The sequence below is a fragment of the Mesorhizobium sp. B2-1-1 genome, from assembly GCF_006442975.2.
GTDB lineage: Bacteria > Pseudomonadota > Alphaproteobacteria > Rhizobiales > Rhizobiaceae > Mesorhizobium.
Window position 1 is genome coordinate 537,196 of record NZ_CP083954.1, and the last position, 16,222, is coordinate 553,417.

Consider the following 16,222-nt stretch of genomic DNA (forward strand, 5'->3'; position numbering starts at 1 on the left):
ATGAACGGCCCGCAAGCGCATTGGCTCGGGGATGGCAAGCGGCTGCACCTCAATCACGGGCCGATCGACCTGATCGTCGAGGCCTTTGGGACGCCAGGCGAATGCCGGCGAGCTTATGAGCAGGCCGTGGCGCGATTCCAGACCATCCTGCCGGAACTGGTGGAGGAATTGCCCGAGTTGCGCCGGCCGGCCACGTTGCGCCCGCGCGCCTTCGCCGGCTCGACGGCGCGGCGCATGGAAGCGGCAGTTACCCCATTGGCGGACGACTTCATCACGCCGATGGCAGCCGTCGCCGGTTCGGTAGCCGACGAAATACTTGCCGCACTGATTACCGGGCGAAAACTCGATCGCGCCTATGTCAACAATGGCGGCGACAGCGCGCTTCATCTCGGTACCGGCCAGTCGATCACCCTTGCCATTGCCGGCACCGGCCATGGCCTTGCCGACCGCATCGTCATCCGCGCCGAGGACGGCGTGCAAGGCGTTGCCACCAGCGGCTGGCGCGGGCGCTCGTTTTCCTTGGGCATCGTCGACGCCGTCACCGTGCTGGCGAGGACCGGCGCAGAGGCCGATGCCGCGGCGACGCTGATCGCCAATGCCGTCGACTTGGCCAACCATCCCGCTATTCGGCGTGTGCCCGCGCATGATCTGGCGCCGGACAACGACCTTGGCGACAGGCTGGTGACGCAGGAGGTCGGTCCGCTTTCTGCCAAAGAGATTGCCACGGCGCTGGACAGGGGACTTGCCGTCGCCGAAGATTTCCGCCGCAGGGGACTGGTCGCCGCATCGGCGCTGTTCCTCGCCGGCCAGACCCGCATCGAGGGCTCAATGGCGCTTGCCGCGCCCGACAAAAGTCCAGGGAAGGAAGTTGCCCATGCCTGAGTTTCCGCTCCGCAAGATCGTGGTGCTGACCGAAGAGATCTTTCATGAGGGCGGGCCGGCGCCCAAGGTGCCGCGCCGCCGTGCCGCCGCCATGGCGCTGGTAAAGAACCCGTTCGCCGGGCGCTATGCCAAGGAGTTGCAGAGCGCCATGGACGATCTGAAGCCGCTTGGCCTGCTGCTCGCCGACCGGCTGATCGCGGCATTGGGTGGCGACGTGAAGCAGATCGACGGCTATGGCAAAGGCGCCATCGTCGGCACATCGGGCGAACTCGAGCATGGCGCGCTTTGGCATGTGCCGGGCGGCTACGCCATGCGCGAGCGGCTCGGCGACGCCAAGGCGATCGTGCCGTCGGCCAAGAAGGTCGGCGCCTTCGGCTCGCGGCTGGATGTGCCTCTCGGCCACATCAACGCCGCCTATGTGCGCAGCCATTTCGATGCGATGGAAGTCGGCGTCAGCGACGGACCGCGTCCCGACGAGATCCTGTTCTGCCTCGCCATGACCTGCGGTCCGCGCGTGCACAATCGCATGGGCGGCCTGGCCGCCGACGACATCAAGGCATGGGACGGGCTGCGGTGAGCGGCGAGGACAATCTGCTGAAGCTGGTCGAGGTCGAGGAGGCGGACGATCAGGACTACCACCTGCAGGAGCAGGTCGGCTTCATCCTGCGCAAGGCGCATCAGCGCCACGTCTCGATCTTCGCTGCCCATATCGGCGACCTGACGCCACCGCAATTCGCGGCATTGGCCAAGCTGCGCGATGTCGGGGAGACTTCGCAGAACCAGCTCGGCACGCTGATCGCCATGGATGCGGCGACGGTCAAGGGCGTCATCGACCGGCTGAAGGCGCGCGGCCTTGTCGAACTCTCCAAGCACGAGGGCGACAAGCGCCGGCTGCTGGTCAATTTGACCGCCGAAGGGCGCGAGGCGATCGAACGCCTGATCCCGCTGGCGCGCGAGATTACCGAGGAAACCTTGGCACCGCTCACGGCCAGGGAGATCGCCACCTTCATGAAGCTGCTGGCGAAATTGGCGTAGGCCGGCGACGAGGTCCTTTCCTCTCCCTCCGGACGGGAATAGGCGACGCTGCGAAGCGGCAACGGAGTGGGGGAACCACCTGGCCACCGCCGCCGACGGACATTGAAAAGGGACCAGGGCGCAAGAATCTTCCTGCACCGCGCCAAGGGTCGACTCCCACTCCGTCGAGCTTCGCTCGACACCTCTCCCCCGATCGACGGGGGAGAGGAAGGGCGCCGCTTATCTCCGGCGAAATCTCAGAGGCCGTTGTCCTTCAGCACCTGGGCGGCGTTTTCCTTGGTGATCTTCTGCGTCGGCAAGGTGATGGTCTTTTCGACCTTCTCGCCGTTGAGGAACTTGATCGCCTGCCGAAGGCCCTCGGCGCCCGGGGTGACATAGGTGAAGGTCGCCGTCAGCTCGCCCTTGTTCACCATCTGCACGCCTTCGTTGGGCAGGCCGTCGATGCCGATGAACTTGATGTCCTTCTCGCGGCCGACATCCTTGGCGGCAAGATAGGCGCCATAGGCCATCGGGTCGTTGTGGCCGTAGACGAGATCGATCTTCTCGTTGCTCTTCAGCGCGTTGGCCATCAGATTATAGGCCTGGTCCTGCTTCCAGTCGCCCGACTGCTGGTCGAGCAGGTACTTGATGCCCGGCTCCTTGTCGGTGAACTCATGGAAGCCGTCATGGCGGTCATGCGCCGGCTGGGTGCCCATGCCGCCCCAGATCTCGACGACATTGCCCGATGCCTTGCCCTTGCCGCCGAGCAGCTCGACGGCATATTCGCCGGCCGCGCGGCCGATCAGCTTGTTGTCGCCGCCGACGAACTGGGTGTAGTCCTTGGTGTCGACATTCCGGTCGAGCACGAAGACCGGGATCTTGGCGTCGATCGCCTGCTGCACGACCCCGGTCAGGCCGGCCGATTCCTTCGGCGACACCAAGAGCGCATCGACCTCCTGGCGGATCAGGTTCTCGACATCGGCAACCTGCTTCTCGGTCTTGTCCTCGCCGTCGGTGATGATCAGCTCGACCTCGGGGTGCTTGGCGGCCTCGGCCAGTATGTCCTTGTTGAACTGCGCGCGCCAAGGCTCGATGGTCGTCACCTGCGAGAAGCCGATCTTCCACTTCTTGTCCTGGGCCATGGCGTGGCCGGTGGAGAGCAGCGCGGTGGTGGTCAGCAATGCCGCGCCAAGGGCGGCAAGCTTCAGCGTGTCACGTCGTTTCATTTCTTGTTTCCTCCGAGATTGAGAGACCGGGTCTCTTGCGACGGCCGTTTTGCCGCGGCCGTTTCCTTGTGCGCCGCTCCGGGCAGGCGCAGATAGGCTAGGAGATCACCGGCATTGCGCTCCTGCACGAGCACTGTGCCGATGATGATCATCCCCTTCAGCACCAGCTGAAGGTTCGAATTGATGTTGTGGAGCTGCAATATGTTGGACAGCAGCCCGAAGATCAGCACGCCGCAGAATGTCCCCGTGAGGCTGCCGCGCCCACCCATCAGGCTGGTGCCGCCGATGACCACGGCGGCGATGGCGTCGAGCTCCAGGCCGGCGCCGGCATCGGGCTTGCCTTGCCGGTACTGCGCGACATAGAGCACCGCGGCAATGCCGGCGAGCAGGCCCGAAACGGCGTAGGTGACGATCTTGACCCGGCCGGCGGCGATGCCGGAAAGCCTGGCCGCCTCCTCATTGCCGCCGATGGCGTAGACATAGCGGCCGAACGGCGTGAAGCGCAGCACCGCGCCATAGATCAGGATGGCGCCGAGGAAGAACAGGCCTGGCATCGGAATGACGCCGAACACCATCGAGCGCAGCAGCTCGAAATCCTCGGTGGCGTTCGAGCCGGTATAGACCGGCAGCACAGCATTGTTCTGGCCGGCGGTCAGCCGGGCGATGCCCAACGCCGTCACCATCATCGCCAGGGTGACGATGAAGGGCTGCAGCCGCCCGGCAACGATGATGAAGCCGTTGAGCGCACCGAACAGCAGGCCCACGCATGGCGCGACCAGCAGCACGCCGAGGACGCCGAATTTGGGCTCGACCTGCGGCAGCAGGTACCACAGGGAAAGACAGCACAGGACCACGCCGACGATTGCCGGCGTGACCAGGCCGCGGGCGCGGTCCAGCCTTGCGTCGCGCGAGGCATCGGCGCCGGCGCGCGACTTTTCAAGATTGAGGAAAATGAAGCGGGTGACGATGAAGCCGAGACAGAGCGCCACCACGGCGACGGTGGGCACGCCAAGCACCACTCCCGGCGTCACGCCCGGAACCGTCAGCAGCATGGCGCAGACCACCGAACAGATTGCCATCAGCGAGCCGACCGAAAGATCGATGCCGCCGGTGATGATCACCGCCGTCATGCCGGTGGCGATCAGGCCGGTGGTCGACACCTGGCGCAGCACGTCGAGCAGATTGCCGTAGGACAGGAAGATGTTGTTGCCCTTGGAGCTGACCGGCGAGCCCAGCACGCCGATCAGGAAGATGGCGATGAGGCCCCAATAGAGCTTGGTGCGGGACAGGAGTTTCAAGGCGGTCATGCGGCAGGTCTCGAAATCGTGCGGCGCGGCGCGGCGAGACGCATGATGGCCTCCTCGCTCGCCGCATCGCGGGAAAGGATGCCGGTCTGGCGGCCATCGGCCATCACCAGAATGCGGTCGGAGAGGTACAGCAGTTCCGGCAATTCGGAGCTGATGACGGCAATAGCCAGCCCGTCGCGCGCAAGCTTGAAGATGAGATCGTAGATCTCGCGCTTGGCGCCGACGTCGATGCCGCGCGTCGGCTCGTCGAGAAGAAGCACGCGCGGCCGTGTCGCCAGCCATTTGCCGATGACGACCTTCTGCTGGTTGCCGCCCGACAATGTGCCGGCTGGCTGGTCGATGTCCTCGCAGCGTATGCCGAGCGCCCGGACCGCGTGGCGCGCCAGCTCCTGTTCGCCGGCCAGCGAACGGATGCCGAAGCGCGCCAGCGATCCGACCAGCGGCAATGCGACGTTGTCTGTAATGGAAGCCTGGAGATGCAGGCCTTGGGTCTTGCGGTCCTCGGTCACCAGCGCAATGCCGAGGCGCCTGGCATCGCGCGGCGAGCGGATCTCGACCGGCGCGCCGTCGAGCCGGATCTCGCCGCCGGTGCGGCCATCGCTCGAGCCGAAGATCGCCTCCAGGATTTCGGTGCGCCCTGAACCCAGCAGCCCGCCAATGCCAAGGATCTCGCCTTCGGCGAGTTCGAAGCTGACTCCGTCGATCACGGTGCGCCAGCCATGGGCGTCGGGTTTCGTCAGCGACAGGTTCTCGACGGAAAGCACGATTTCGCCGCCGGAACGGCGCTCCTCTTCCGAGGAGGCCAGCAGGTCTCGCCCGACCATTGCCGAAATGATGGCGTTCTCGTCGAGCTCGCCCATCGGCCGCGTCAGCACGTGGCGTCCGTCGCGAAACACCGTGACCCTGCCCGCCAGGTGCATGACCTCGTCGATGCGGTGCGAGATGTAGACGATGGCGACGCCGCTGTCGGCAAGCTGGCGGATGATGCGGAACAGCCTCTGGCATTCGGCTGGAGAGAGCGCCGAAGTCGGCTCGTCCATGATCAGGATGCGCGCCGACATCGACAGCGCCTTGGCGATCTCGACCAGTTGCTGTTCGCCGACGCGCAAGGTGCCGACACGGGCTTCCGGGTCGAGCTCGATGCCCAGCCGCTGCAGAAGGGCGCTGGCGGCGCGGCTGCTCGCCTTGCGATCGACGATCAGCCCGGCGATCAGCTTCTCGCGCCCGAGAAAGATGTTGTCGGCGACGCTGAGTTCGGGAACCAGGTTGAGCTCCTGGTGGATGATGGCAATGCCGGCGGCCTCGGCGTCGCGCACGCCGGCGAAACTCGCGGCTACGCCGTCGACGCGAACCGTGCCTTCATAACCCGTGTAGACACCGGAAAGGATCTTCATCAGCGTCGACTTGCCGGCGCCGTTCTCACCCATCAAGGCATGGACTTCGCCGCGCCGCAGCTCGAAACCGACGTCGACCAAGGCGGCAATGCCGCCGAAGCTCTTGGATACGTGCTCAGCGCTTAGGACGACCTCCGAACGATCCGCCGCAACATCCCGACGCGCGATGGAATTTCCGTGCTCCATGACAAAGGCGGCCTCCCTTCCGTCGTCGTCTGACCTCATGAACGCTATTCTAAACGTTTCGATCCTGTCAAGCTTCTATCTGGTCACGTGAGATTGGCTCATTTCAATTCTTGCGAAAAACCGCGATATTCCGTAGGTATGATGCTAGAGAGGCGGCGAAACGTTTCGAAAATGGCAAGGTCAAGGCAGACAAGGCAGCGAAAATCGACGGCGCCGACCATGCTTCACGTGGCCGAAGCGGCGCGCGTGTCGGTCGCCACGGTTTCGGCGCTGATCAACGGCACGGCGACCGTCAGCCCGGAGCTCAGCCAGCGCATCGAGCAGGCGATCCGCGATATCGGCTACAAGCGCAATGCGATCGCCCGCAGCCTGAAAATGGGCACCACGCGCACCATCGGATTGACTGTCCCGCACATCACCAATCCGTTCTTCACCGATGTCGTGTCAGTCATCCAGCAGGCCTTCGACCGCGCCGGCTATGCGGTCATGCTGTGCTGCACGGACGAGGACCTCAACACCCAGGACGACCAGATCAGGCTGCTGCTCGACCGTATGGTCGACGGGCTGATCGTGGCGCGCGTCGGCGATGGGACGATCCTCAAGCGCATCGTCGACGACGCCAACGTGCCGGTCGTCCTGCTTGACCGCATCTGCGACGGTGTCGACACGGATGCCGTGGTGCTCGACAACCAGCGCGCCGTGTTCGACGCCATCACCTACCTGATACATCTCGGGCACCGGCGCATCGGCTACATCACCGGAACGTCGGATATCTCACCGATGCATGATCGCATGGCCGGATATCGCGAAGCGCTTCAGGCAGCCGGCCTGCCGGTCGCCGAGGAGCTGGTACGTTCCGGCAATTTTCACGAGATCGACGGCTATAACGCGGCCATGCAGCTGTTGTCGCTGCACGACAGGCCGAGCGCGATCTTCTCCGCCAACAATCCGATGGTGATCGGCACCATGAAGGCGATCCGCGATATCGGCCTGTCCTGCCCGGAAGATGTTTCGATCGCCTGTTTCGACGATTTTCCGTGGTCGGACGTGTTTGTCCCGCAACTGACCACGGTGGCACAGCCGGTGCAGGCGATCGGCGAACAGGCGGCCAATTTGCTGCTCGACCGCCTTGCCGGAAATCGCGACGCGCCGCCGCGCAAGCTGGTGCTCAAGGGCCGGTTGATGATCCGCAATTCATGCCGACCGCTGGGAGCGGTGGCGCAGAGCGTGAGTGCGTAGAGCGGTTCAGTGGTTGAATCGCTATCGGCAAGCGCCGAGCTGGAAATCTCACGCCGCTTGCGACAGCGATTTGTGGGCGTCGGCCAGGATTTCGAAGGACCTCACCCGAGCCGCATGATCGAATATCTGCGCGGTGACCATCAATTCGTCGGCGCCGGTGCGGCGAACGAAGGCGTCGATGCCTTGCCGCACCGTTTCCGGCGAGCCGACGACGGCGCAGGACAGCGCCTGGCCGAGCATGGACTTGGCCATCGGATCGAGATCGCGGTCATAGTTCTCGACCGGTGGCGGCAATTTTCCGGGGCGGCCGGTGCGCAGATTGACGAAAGCCTGCTGCAGCGAGGTGAACAGCAGTCGTGCCTCAGTGTCGGTGGGCGCCGCAAAGACGTTGAGGCCGAGCATGACATAGGGCTTGTCGAGCTGTTCCGACGGCTGGAAGCGGGAGCGGTAGATGTCCAGCGCATGGTCTAGCTCGGCCGGCGCGAAATGCGAAGCGAAGGCGTAGGGCAGGCCGAGCATGGCGGCAAGCTGGGCGCCATACAGGCTGGAGCCGAGGATCCAGACCGGCACGGTCTGGCCTTCACCCGGCACGGCGCGCAGCCGCTGGCCCTCTTCCGCCGGCAGGAAATAGCCCATCAGCTCGACGACGTCCTGCGGAAAATTGTCGGCACCGGCCTCGAGATTGCGGCGCAAGGCGCGCGCCGTGTTCATGTCCGTGCCGGGCGCCCTGCCGAGGCCGAGATCGATGCGGCCGGGGAACAAGGCGGCCAGCGTGCCGAACTGCTCGGCGATGACCAGCGGCGAGTGATTGGGCAACATGATGCCGCCGGCGCCGACGCGAATGGTCTTGGTGCCGCCCGCGACATGGGCAATGACGACCGAGGTGGCGGCACTTGCGATGCCCGGCATGTTATGATGCTCGGCCAGCCAATAGCGCTTGTAGCCCAGCCGCTCGGCATGGCGGGCAAGATCGAGCGAATTGGCCAGCGACTGCGAGGCATCGCTGCCTTCGACGATCGGCGACAGGTCGAGGACGGAAAGGGCTGCCATGTCAGGTCTCCACGAGGTTTATCTCAAGCACCCTGCCTCGAAGGCCGTGCGGTCGGGAATGAGGATGCCAAGCCGCCCCCGAGCGCATCGGCAAATCCGCTGGCCGCGGCCATGCGTTTCTGCTCGGCGGGGCTGCCGCGATGATGGACAGGAAATGCAAGCCCGGATCTGTCGACGCCAAATGTTGGCGACGCGCCCAGCCGCGCATCGCGCAAGCCGGCATGGCCGATGCGAGCGAAACAGTCGTCGAGGTCGAAGGAAGCATCGCTCATGGGAAGGGCACCGGCCATTGGACCGGCCGGATATAGGCATTCGAGCCAGGCGCCGCAAACCAGACGCGCGGCTTTATGCCGGAGCCTTACCTTCCTCGGTGGCCTCATCTTCCACCGCCGAGAGATGTTGTGCCGCCAGGAAGTTGCCGACATGGCTCAGACCATCGAAGTGATCGCAGAACACCTTGATGAGGACCAGCAGCGGCACCGCCATCAGCGCGCCGACAAAGCCCCATAGCCATGACCAGAAGGCAATGGCGATGAAGATCGCCACGGCGTTGATCTCGAGCCGCCGGCCGACAACCATCGGCGTTACGAATTGGCCTTCGACGATGTCGCACAAAAGCAGGAAGGCAGGCGCCAACAACGCATAGGAGATCGTGTCGAAGCTGATCAGCGCGATGATCGTGACCACGATGAGCGTGATCATGGCGCCGACATAGGGCAGGAAATTAAGCAGAGCGGCCGTGGCGCCCCAGACGAGCGGGTTGGGCATACCGAGTGCCCACAGACCAAGGCCAATGATCGTGCCGAGGCCGATATTGATGATGGTGACGGTGAGCAGATAGTGCGAGATTTCCCGTTCCACGTCGTAAACGACCCGCAGCGCCCGCTTCTTCTCGGTGAGGCTGGCGAAGGACTGGATGATCTTTTCATAGAACATCGTGCCTGAAGCAAGCAGGAACAGCGACAGCACGAAGATGATGGTCAGGCTTGTTCCCGCCGAAAGAATGTTCGAGGCCGCCGACGACAGGAAGCCAGACTGGGCTACCGCGACTTTCTGTATGCCCGGCTCCTGCGACGTCTCGGTGAGGCCTTCGATCTGATGTGTAACCTCCATCATCCTCTCGAGCGGAGGTCGCAAATGCGCCAGCCGCTCGGTCAGCCGCTGGCCGATCGACGAAGTGTTGTTGATGAGATCGATCACCGGGCCGCTCAGCAGGTAGCCGGCGCTGGCGAAGAGGCAGAGAGACAGAAGCACCAGAAGCGTCGCCGAAATCACCTCGGGTATGCCGCGCTTGCGCAGAAGCCTGACGATCGGCGTCAGCGTCAATGCCAGCAGAAAGGCCAGTATGACCGGCATGAAGAAGGCACGGGCGAAATAGAGCGCGTAGATGGCCATGAAGATGAAGATGCCGACGAGCAGCGAGCGTATCAGATGCGTGTCGGCGCGGGCGGCGATGCGCGCCTCTTCTGCTTCGGAAACGCCCGCGACCGAAGCGGTGGGGTCAGCTTTCATCACGGTCCCTCGGCGGCGCACCGCAATTGGCGCAACCGCTGAGAAAACGCCCCTGCCGGTCCAAGGTTCCGTGAGCCGGCGTTGACGGCGAGCCCACGAGGCCCGCCGTCGCGGTTATTGTTCCCGCGCAATTTTTCGCGGAAGTGCAACACTACGCGGCAGGCGCCGGGGCCGGGACGGCGTCAGCCGTTTCCTTGCGCACGATCGGCGCCACCCTGGTGCCGTAGAGTTCAATCGCCTTCATGACCTTGGCATGCGGCATGATGCCGATCGCCATCTGCAGCAAAAAGCGGTCATTGCCGAAGATCTTGTGCTGGGCGACGATCTTCTCGGCCACCTGCTCGGGATTGCCGACGAACAAGGCGCCGCCCGGGCCGCGTGACTGGTCGAAATGCGCCCGCGAGGTCGGACCCCAGCCGCGCTCGCGGCCGATGCGGTTCATCACCTCGGCCTGTGGGCCATAGAAATCGTCGGCCGCCTTCTCGGTCGTGTCGGCGATGAAGCCGTGGACGTTGATGCTGGTGGCAAGACCCTTCGGATCGGCGCCCGCGCGCCTGGCGGCCTCGCGATAGAGGTCAAACAGCGGCGCGAACCGCGCCGGCTCGCCGCCGATGATGGCGAGCGCCAGCGGCAGGCCGAGCGCGCCCGCGCGGGCGGCGGACTGCGGCGTGCCGCCGATGGCGATCCAGATCGGCAGTTTTTCCTGCAAGGGGCGTGGGTAGACGCCGCGATCGTTGATCGGCGCGCGCAGATTGCCGGACCAGGTGATCTTCACCTGATCGCGGATGGCGAGCAGCAGGTCGAGCTTTTCGGCGAACAGCTCGTCATAATCCTCAAGATTGTAGCCGAACAGCGGAAAGGATTCGATGAACGAGCCGCGCCCGGCCATGATCTCGGCCCGGCCGCCGGAAAGAAGGTCGAGCGTGGCGAATTGCTGGAAGACGCGGACCGGATCGTCCGAAGACAGGACAGTGACGGCGCTGGTCAGTTTTATGCGTTTGGTTTGCTCGGCCGCCGCGGCCAGAGCCACGACAGGCGCGGACGCGGCATAGTCCGGCCGGTGATGCTCGCCAAGGCCGAAAACGTCAAGGCCGACCTGATCGGCCAGTTCGATCTCCTCGATCAGGTTGCGCAGCCGCTCGTGCGGGCCGATTGCGCCGGGGCCCGGCTGCGGGCTGACGTCGGCGAAAGTGTAGAGACCGAGTTCCATCTGGTGTCATCCTGGCGTTTGATTTTCGCGCTAGAGGTAGCGATCAGCCCGTATCACCACCAGAGGGTCTGACTGCGAACAGTGCGTGTCCGTTTCGGCCGCGAAGGCGTCTCCCGGCTGCAACAGCACGGAATTTCATGGCTGGCATACCGTTTTGGCGCTTGAACTCCCGGTTTTCGCGCGTATGTAAGCGTCGCGAATTGACTTCAGGGAAGTGGACTTGGCTATCTACAGGGAAAAAGACATTTTCGAGCGGCGCAACGCCGCGAACGAGGCAAAGAAGGCGCTTCTGGAGCGCTTCAAGTCGAAGCCGGCGGCGGACGATCCCGCGGTGCTGGCGCGACAGGCCGAACGCAAGGCTATCCTTGCGGCGCGTGAGATACGCGAGGCCGAGAAGGCGAGGCTGAAGCAGGAAAGGCTGGCACGCGAGGCAATCGAGAAGGCCGAGCGCGAGGCCGCAGCCGAAGCCGCACGGGTCGCGGCCGAAGAGGCGGCGCAGGCGGAAGCCAGGATTCGGGAAGCCGAAGAGGCCGAGCGCATCGCGCGTCTGCTGGCCGACGAGGCCGAGCGCAAGGCGAAGCGCGACGCGCGCTATGCGGCGCGCAAGGCGCGCACCGGCAGGACACCGCCAGGCTTTACCGGCCGCTAGCCTCAGACCGCCGGAGCAAGCTGCTTCGAGGATCAGGGTCGCTGCGAAGCGGCCCTGCATGCGTTTGTCCGCGCGCCAATTCATGCGATTGCCGACGCCGTTCGTGATGCGACTTTCGCAAAATTGCTCTGTTTGCTTCGACGCAATTCCGGATGGAAAACCGCTTCGCTTCCTGGATTGCTTTACGCCGCGAATTTCAGCCCCATAATGCCGCAGACGATGAGCGCGATGCAGGCGAGCCTGATGACGGTCGCCGGCTCGCCGAGCAGCCAGATACCGAGCAGCGCCGTGCCGACCGTGCCGATGCCGGTCCACACCGCATAGGCGGTGCCGACGGGCAGCGCTTTCAGCGCCAGTCCAAGCAGCGAGAGACTGACGATCATCGAGGCGACCGTGAGCACGGTCGGGACGAGCCGGGTGAATCCGTCGGTGTATTTGAGGCCGATTGCCCAGCCGATCTCGAACAGGCCGGCGAAAAACAGAAAAATCCATGACATGGGGAACGCTCCATCCAAGCATCGCACCAATGTCCGTTTCAAGACGATGCAATGCGCGATCGACCGAGCACCGCGGCAGCCGATGCCCTATCAGACAGTGGGCGGGTCGTCCCGACCGGATTTCAGGAGATGTGGGGTCGTCCCCGCACCAGATATAGGGTGTCTTAACGCCCGATCAACAAACTGCCGGCGGTGTTCCGAACGCCGCCGGCGAACTCCATCCGAGGCACGCGACTATTTTTCCTTGAGCCTCGTTGCCTTGACCGGCGGCGCCTTGAGCGTGGGAGCAGCGGCCGGCTTCTTGGCGTCCTTCTTTGGCTTGCGGGCCTCCTTGCCTGCCTTCATCGCACCTTTTGCCATGATTCGTTCCTCCAGTTGCGGGAAGTGAAGTGAAACAAGAGAAATGCCTCTAGGCAAGGGCCGTTCGCGGTCACGGCCGCGAAAACCGGCAACCTGTTTCGGCGGCCTTATGAATCCGAACCGGCGCGCAGCGACTTGAACGGACGGGGTGTTGGTGCGTCGCGATGGCCGCGGAATTTCGGCGGGCCCGCAGCATGATCTCAAGGAAATCGGCTCCCACTTTTCCTGCAATTGCTCTAGACTTCGCGTGTCGGACAGGACGACAGGGAAGCAATGGCGGGGCATGGCGGCTCTCGAACGGTCATCTACGCGGCGCTCGCCGGCAATCTCGCGATCGCGCTGACCAAATTCGTCGCAGCCTTCTTCACCGGCAGTTCGGCGATGTTTTCGGAAGGCGTGCATTCGCTGGTCGATACCGGCAATGGCAGCCTGCTGCTTTATGGCATGCATCGCGCCGCACGCCCGGCCACCCGCGCGCATCCGCTCGGCCATGGCCGCGAGCTCTACTTCTGGAGCTTCATCGTGGCGCTTCTCGTCTTCGCGCTCGGCGCCGGCGTATCGTTCTACGAAGGCGTGACGCACATCATTGCGCCCGAACCGGCCGCCAATGTCAGGGTCAATTACATCGTGCTCGGCCTGTCGTTTCTGTTCGAGGGCAGCTCATGGCTGGTGGCGCTGAGGGAATTCCGCCGGCAGAAGGGCCAGCAGGGCTGGCTGCAGGCCGTGCAATCGAGCAAGGATCCAAGCGTCTACACAGTGCTGTTCGAGGACAGTGCCGCGCTTCTCGGCCTGATCGTCGCCTTTGCCGGCATATTGGCGGCGGAGATTTTCGAGATGCCGGAACTGGACGGCGCCGCCTCGATCGGCATTGCGCTGATCCTGGGTGCGACCGCGGCCTTCCTGGCGCGCGAGAGCAAGGGGCTGCTCATCGGCGAGCCTGCTTCGCCCGCGGTGCAGAAAGAAGTGCTGGCGATCGCGCAGCAGGATCCGGCGGTGCAGCGGGCGAACGGCGTCCTGACCGTCCACCTGGGGCCGGAAGAAATCGTTGCCGGCCTGAGCATCGAATTCGAGGACCATCTGTCCGCGCCGGAAATCGAAGCCTGCGTCGAGCGCCTCGAAGCGCGGCTAAGGAAGGAAATGCCCGAGATCACCCGGCTGTTCGTCAAGCCGCAGACGACAGGCACCTGGGAACAGCGGCGCAAGCTGATCGAATCGGCATCCGAGTAGAGTTTTGAGCAGGTCTCGAAACCACATTCCACTCCTCGGGATTATGTCTTGGACCAGCGTCGCGTCGTTGCCTTGCGACGCTGCGCCGCTAAAATCAGCCGATCGAGTTTTGGAGGACTGATTATGAAGATCGACGGCGGCTGTCATTGTGGTGCCATCACCTATGAGGCGGAGGTCGAACCGGAAAAGACCTCGATCTGCCATTGTACCGATTGCCAACAGTTGACCGGTACGGCCTTTCGCGTCACCGTTCCGGCGCCTGAAGATCACTACCGGATCACAAAGGGTACACCGAAGGTCTACATCAAGACCGTGGCAAGCGGCGCCAAGCGCGTCCAGGCCTTTTGCGCCGACTGCGGTTCGCACCTTTACGCCACGTCGGTCGGAGATGGCCCAAAGGTCTACGGCATTCGAGTGGGAACCGCGCGGCAACGCCAGGATTTGATTCCGACACTGCAAAAATGGCACCGCTCGGCGCTTCACTGGCTACCTGAATTTCACGGCATGACCACAGTGGAGGAGCAGTAGCGCCGTCCGGTGCGGCGCCTCATTCGTCGCCTTCGACGACCCTCAGCCTGAGCTGGCCGGTCTTTGAATCGGCAACGCGTGGGGAATCGACAACGCGCGGGCCGGGTTCCGGCTTCGCAGGGGCTGGTGACGCCATGTCAGGGTCGGCATCGCCTCCGGGCTGCGCCCCAAAGTCCAGAGCTTCGATCTTCTGGCCGCGTTTGGTCACCTTCGACGTCGAGACGAGGATGTCGTCTATATCCTTGGCCGACTGGGCAAAATGGCCCTGCAATTTGCGCACCCGCTCGTCGACGCGCGAAACATCCTCCATCAGCCGGATCACCTCGCCCTGGATCAGGTGTGCCTGCTCGCGCATACGGGCATCCTTCAGGATCGCCTGGATGACCTGGATCGACAGCATCAGGAGCGACGGCGAGACGATGACGACGCGGGCGCGGTGCGCCTTCTGCACCACCGCCTCGAAATTTTCGTGGATCTCGGCAAACACCGATTCCGACGGCACGAACATGAAGGCGGTATCCTGCGTCTCGCCCTGGATCAGATATTTATCCGCGATATCGCGGACATGCACCTCGATGTCGCGGCGGAAGGCCTGCGACGCGACCTTCTGCTGTTCGGCGCCTTCGGCGGCGCGGATGGCGTTCCAGGCTTCCAGCGGAAACTTGGCGTCGACGGCAAGCGCCGGCGCGCCGTTGGGCATCTTCACCAGGCAATCGGGACGGCTGCCGTTGGACAAGGTCGCCTGGAACTCGTAGGCGCCGTGCGGCAGACCGTCGGCGACGATCGCTTCCATGCGCGACTGGCCGAAGGCGCCGCGCGTCTGCTTGTTGGAGAGGATCGCCTGCAATTGCACGACCTGGCCGGCGAGCGACTGGATGTTGCCTTGCGCGGTGTCGATGACGGCCAGCCGCTCCTGCAATTTGGCCAGGCTCTCATGAGTGGATTTGGTCTGTTCGGTCATGGTCTGGCCGAGGCGGCCGGTCATGGCATCGAGGCGCTGGCCGATCGATTGCGTCAGTTCCGCCTGCCGCGCGCCGAAGACTTCCGCGATGGCGCCCATGCGGCCCTGCATCTCGGCTTGGCTTTGCAATATGCCGGCCATCCGCGCCTCGGCGTCGCGGGCATGGTCGGCGGCTTCGGCAGCGGCCACGGCGCGCGCCTTGGCCGAGCGCCACAGCGCGACGACAAGCGCCACGAACAGGCCAAGAAACACAAAGGCCCCGAACGCCAGCGCATGGCCGAGCGTGATCGTGATCGCGCCAAGCCGGGCGACAGGTTCCGAAAGGATGGATGTCAGGTCGTTCATGCACACAGCATAGACGATTCGGCCGGCCAGCACAGATCAAAACGTGAACGATCCCCCGGCGTACCGGTTGACGCCCTTTATTCAAGGTCTTAGGTGAGACGCCATGCCGATCAAGCCGCTCATCATTCTTCCCGACCCCATCCTGCGCCAGGTTTCCAAGCCGGTGGAGCGCGTCGACGCGCCCTTGCGCAAACTGGCCGACGACATGCTGGCGACCATGTATGACGCGCCCGGCATCGGGCTGGCCGCGATCCAGATCGGCGAGCCGCTGCGCATGCTGGTGATCGACCTCGCCAAGGAGGACGAGACGCCGGCGCCGCATGTCTTCATCAATCCCGAAATCCTGGAAAGCGCCGACCAGCGCTCCGTCTACGAGGAAGGTTGCCTGTCGATTCCCGACTATTATGCCGAGGTCGAACGCCCGGCTTCCGTGCGGGTCAAGTATCTCGACCGCGATAGCAAGCTGCAGGAAATGGAGGCCGAGGGGCTGATGGCAACCTGCCTGCAGCATGAGATCGACCATCTCAACGGCGTGCTGTTCATCGACCACATTTCGAAGCTGAAGCGCGACATGGTGGTGAAGAAGTTCAAGAAGCTGGCCAAGGACAAGGCTCCGGGCAAGCTGGTGGGATAGG

Annotated in this window: 18 protein-coding genes; 8 read left to right on the plus strand and 10 right to left on the minus strand. The window is 64.0% G+C overall.

Annotation, left to right across the window (positions count from 1 at the left end):
- The 3 genes from FJ972_RS02525 to FJ972_RS02535 are packed head-to-tail and all read left to right on the plus strand — an operon-like array spanning window position 1 to window position 1,917.
- Window positions 1-882: a UPF0280 family protein gene (locus FJ972_RS02525; protein WP_140524210.1), complete on the plus strand. Its 882-nt coding sequence runs from the start codon at window positions 1-3 to the stop codon at window positions 880-882.
- Window positions 875-1,459 (plus strand): amino acid synthesis family protein, encoded by a 585-nt coding sequence (locus FJ972_RS02530; RefSeq protein WP_140524212.1) that lies wholly within the window; start codon window positions 875-877, stop codon window positions 1,457-1,459. Before FJ972_RS02525 ends, FJ972_RS02530 begins: the two co-directional genes overlap by 8 nt.
- Window positions 1,456-1,917 (plus strand): MarR family winged helix-turn-helix transcriptional regulator, encoded by a 462-nt coding sequence (locus FJ972_RS02535; RefSeq protein ID WP_140493433.1) that lies wholly within the window; start codon window positions 1,456-1,458, stop codon window positions 1,915-1,917. The genes FJ972_RS02530 and FJ972_RS02535 overlap by 4 nt, the downstream gene beginning before the upstream one ends.
- Window positions 1,918-2,153: 236 nt before the next feature.
- On the opposite strand, the gene FJ972_RS02540 is transcribed toward FJ972_RS02535, so the two are convergent.
- From FJ972_RS02540 to FJ972_RS02550, 3 genes are read right to left on the minus strand one after another with little or no spacing between them, the layout of a single operon-like run.
- Entirely contained in the window at window positions 2,154-3,122 is a 969-nt protein-coding gene (locus FJ972_RS02540) for a substrate-binding domain-containing protein (RefSeq protein ID WP_140491405.1), read from the minus strand.
- Window positions 3,119-4,429 (minus strand): ABC transporter permease, encoded by a 1,311-nt coding sequence (locus FJ972_RS02545; RefSeq protein WP_140491407.1) that lies wholly within the window; start codon window positions 4,427-4,429, stop codon window positions 3,119-3,121. The genes FJ972_RS02540 and FJ972_RS02545 overlap by 4 nt, the downstream gene beginning before the upstream one ends.
- Complete coding sequence (locus FJ972_RS02550) at window positions 4,426-6,009, minus strand: sugar ABC transporter ATP-binding protein (protein WP_140524437.1); 1,584 nt, start codon at window positions 6,007-6,009, stop codon at window positions 4,426-4,428. The genes FJ972_RS02545 and FJ972_RS02550 overlap by 4 nt, the downstream gene beginning before the upstream one ends.
- A gap of 219 nt (window positions 6,010-6,228) precedes the next feature.
- On the opposite strand from FJ972_RS02550, the gene FJ972_RS02555 reads away from it, so the two are divergent.
- On the plus strand, window positions 6,229-7,248 hold the full coding sequence (locus tag FJ972_RS02555) for a LacI family DNA-binding transcriptional regulator (RefSeq protein ID WP_140491411.1): 1,020 nt from the start codon (window positions 6,229-6,231) through the stop codon (window positions 7,246-7,248).
- A gap of 48 nt (window positions 7,249-7,296) precedes the next feature.
- Here the strand turns inward: FJ972_RS02555 and FJ972_RS02560 are convergent, their stop codons facing one another.
- The 4 genes from FJ972_RS02560 to FJ972_RS02575 all read right to left on the minus strand — a co-directional run bounded on the left by FJ972_RS02560 (window position 7,297) and on the right by FJ972_RS02575 (window position 11,020).
- Window positions 7,297-8,298, minus strand: coding sequence for an LLM class flavin-dependent oxidoreductase (locus FJ972_RS02560; RefSeq protein WP_140524214.1), 1,002 nt, complete (start codon window positions 8,296-8,298; stop codon window positions 7,297-7,299).
- A gap of 23 nt (window positions 8,299-8,321) precedes the next feature.
- On the minus strand, window positions 8,322-8,570 hold the full coding sequence (locus FJ972_RS02565; RefSeq protein ID WP_140524216.1) for a hypothetical protein: 249 nt from the start codon (window positions 8,568-8,570) through the stop codon (window positions 8,322-8,324).
- A gap of 73 nt (window positions 8,571-8,643) precedes the next feature.
- Window positions 8,644-9,810, minus strand: coding sequence for an AI-2E family transporter (locus FJ972_RS02570; protein WP_140491417.1), 1,167 nt, complete (start codon window positions 9,808-9,810; stop codon window positions 8,644-8,646).
- Window positions 9,811-9,961: 151 nt separating this feature from the next.
- Window positions 9,962-11,020 (minus strand): LLM class flavin-dependent oxidoreductase, encoded by a 1,059-nt coding sequence (locus FJ972_RS02575; RefSeq protein ID WP_140491419.1) that lies wholly within the window; start codon window positions 11,018-11,020, stop codon window positions 9,962-9,964.
- A 220-nt stretch (window positions 11,021-11,240) separates the two neighbouring features.
- Between FJ972_RS02575 and FJ972_RS02580 the strand changes: the two genes are divergently transcribed.
- A complete protein-coding gene (locus tag FJ972_RS02580; RefSeq protein WP_140491421.1) occupies window positions 11,241-11,669 on the plus strand; it encodes a DUF6481 family protein in 429 nt (142 codons plus the stop codon).
- 182 nt (window positions 11,670-11,851) lie between these two features.
- Here FJ972_RS02580 and sugE read toward each other — a convergent pair whose 3' ends face one another.
- Entirely contained in the window at window positions 11,852-12,166 is a 315-nt protein-coding gene (gene sugE, locus FJ972_RS02585; protein WP_140524218.1) for a quaternary ammonium compound efflux SMR transporter SugE, read from the minus strand.
- A 234-nt stretch (window positions 12,167-12,400) separates the two neighbouring features.
- A complete protein-coding gene (locus FJ972_RS30095) occupies window positions 12,401-12,526 on the minus strand; it encodes a hypothetical protein (RefSeq protein ID WP_140491427.1) in 126 nt (41 codons plus the stop codon).
- A 273-nt stretch (window positions 12,527-12,799) separates the two neighbouring features.
- On the opposite strand from FJ972_RS30095, the gene FJ972_RS02590 reads away from it, so the two are divergent.
- Both FJ972_RS02590 and FJ972_RS02595 read left to right on the plus strand, forming a co-directional pair.
- Complete coding sequence (locus tag FJ972_RS02590; protein ID WP_140524219.1) at window positions 12,800-13,753, plus strand: cation diffusion facilitator family transporter; 954 nt, start codon at window positions 12,800-12,802, stop codon at window positions 13,751-13,753.
- Between the two features lie 123 nt (window positions 13,754-13,876).
- Window positions 13,877-14,281, plus strand: coding sequence for a GFA family protein (locus tag FJ972_RS02595; protein WP_140491431.1), 405 nt, complete (start codon window positions 13,877-13,879; stop codon window positions 14,279-14,281).
- A gap of 19 nt (window positions 14,282-14,300) precedes the next feature.
- On the opposite strand, the gene FJ972_RS02600 is transcribed toward FJ972_RS02595, so the two are convergent.
- On the minus strand, window positions 14,301-15,587 hold the full coding sequence (locus tag FJ972_RS02600; RefSeq protein WP_140524221.1) for a DNA recombination protein RmuC: 1,287 nt from the start codon (window positions 15,585-15,587) through the stop codon (window positions 14,301-14,303).
- Window positions 15,588-15,690: 103 nt separating this feature from the next.
- Between FJ972_RS02600 and def the strand changes: the two genes are divergently transcribed.
- Window positions 15,691-16,221: a peptide deformylase gene (def, locus tag FJ972_RS02605; RefSeq protein WP_140524223.1), complete on the plus strand. Its 531-nt coding sequence runs from the start codon at window positions 15,691-15,693 to the stop codon at window positions 16,219-16,221.
- Window position 16,222: the final 1 nt, after the last annotated feature.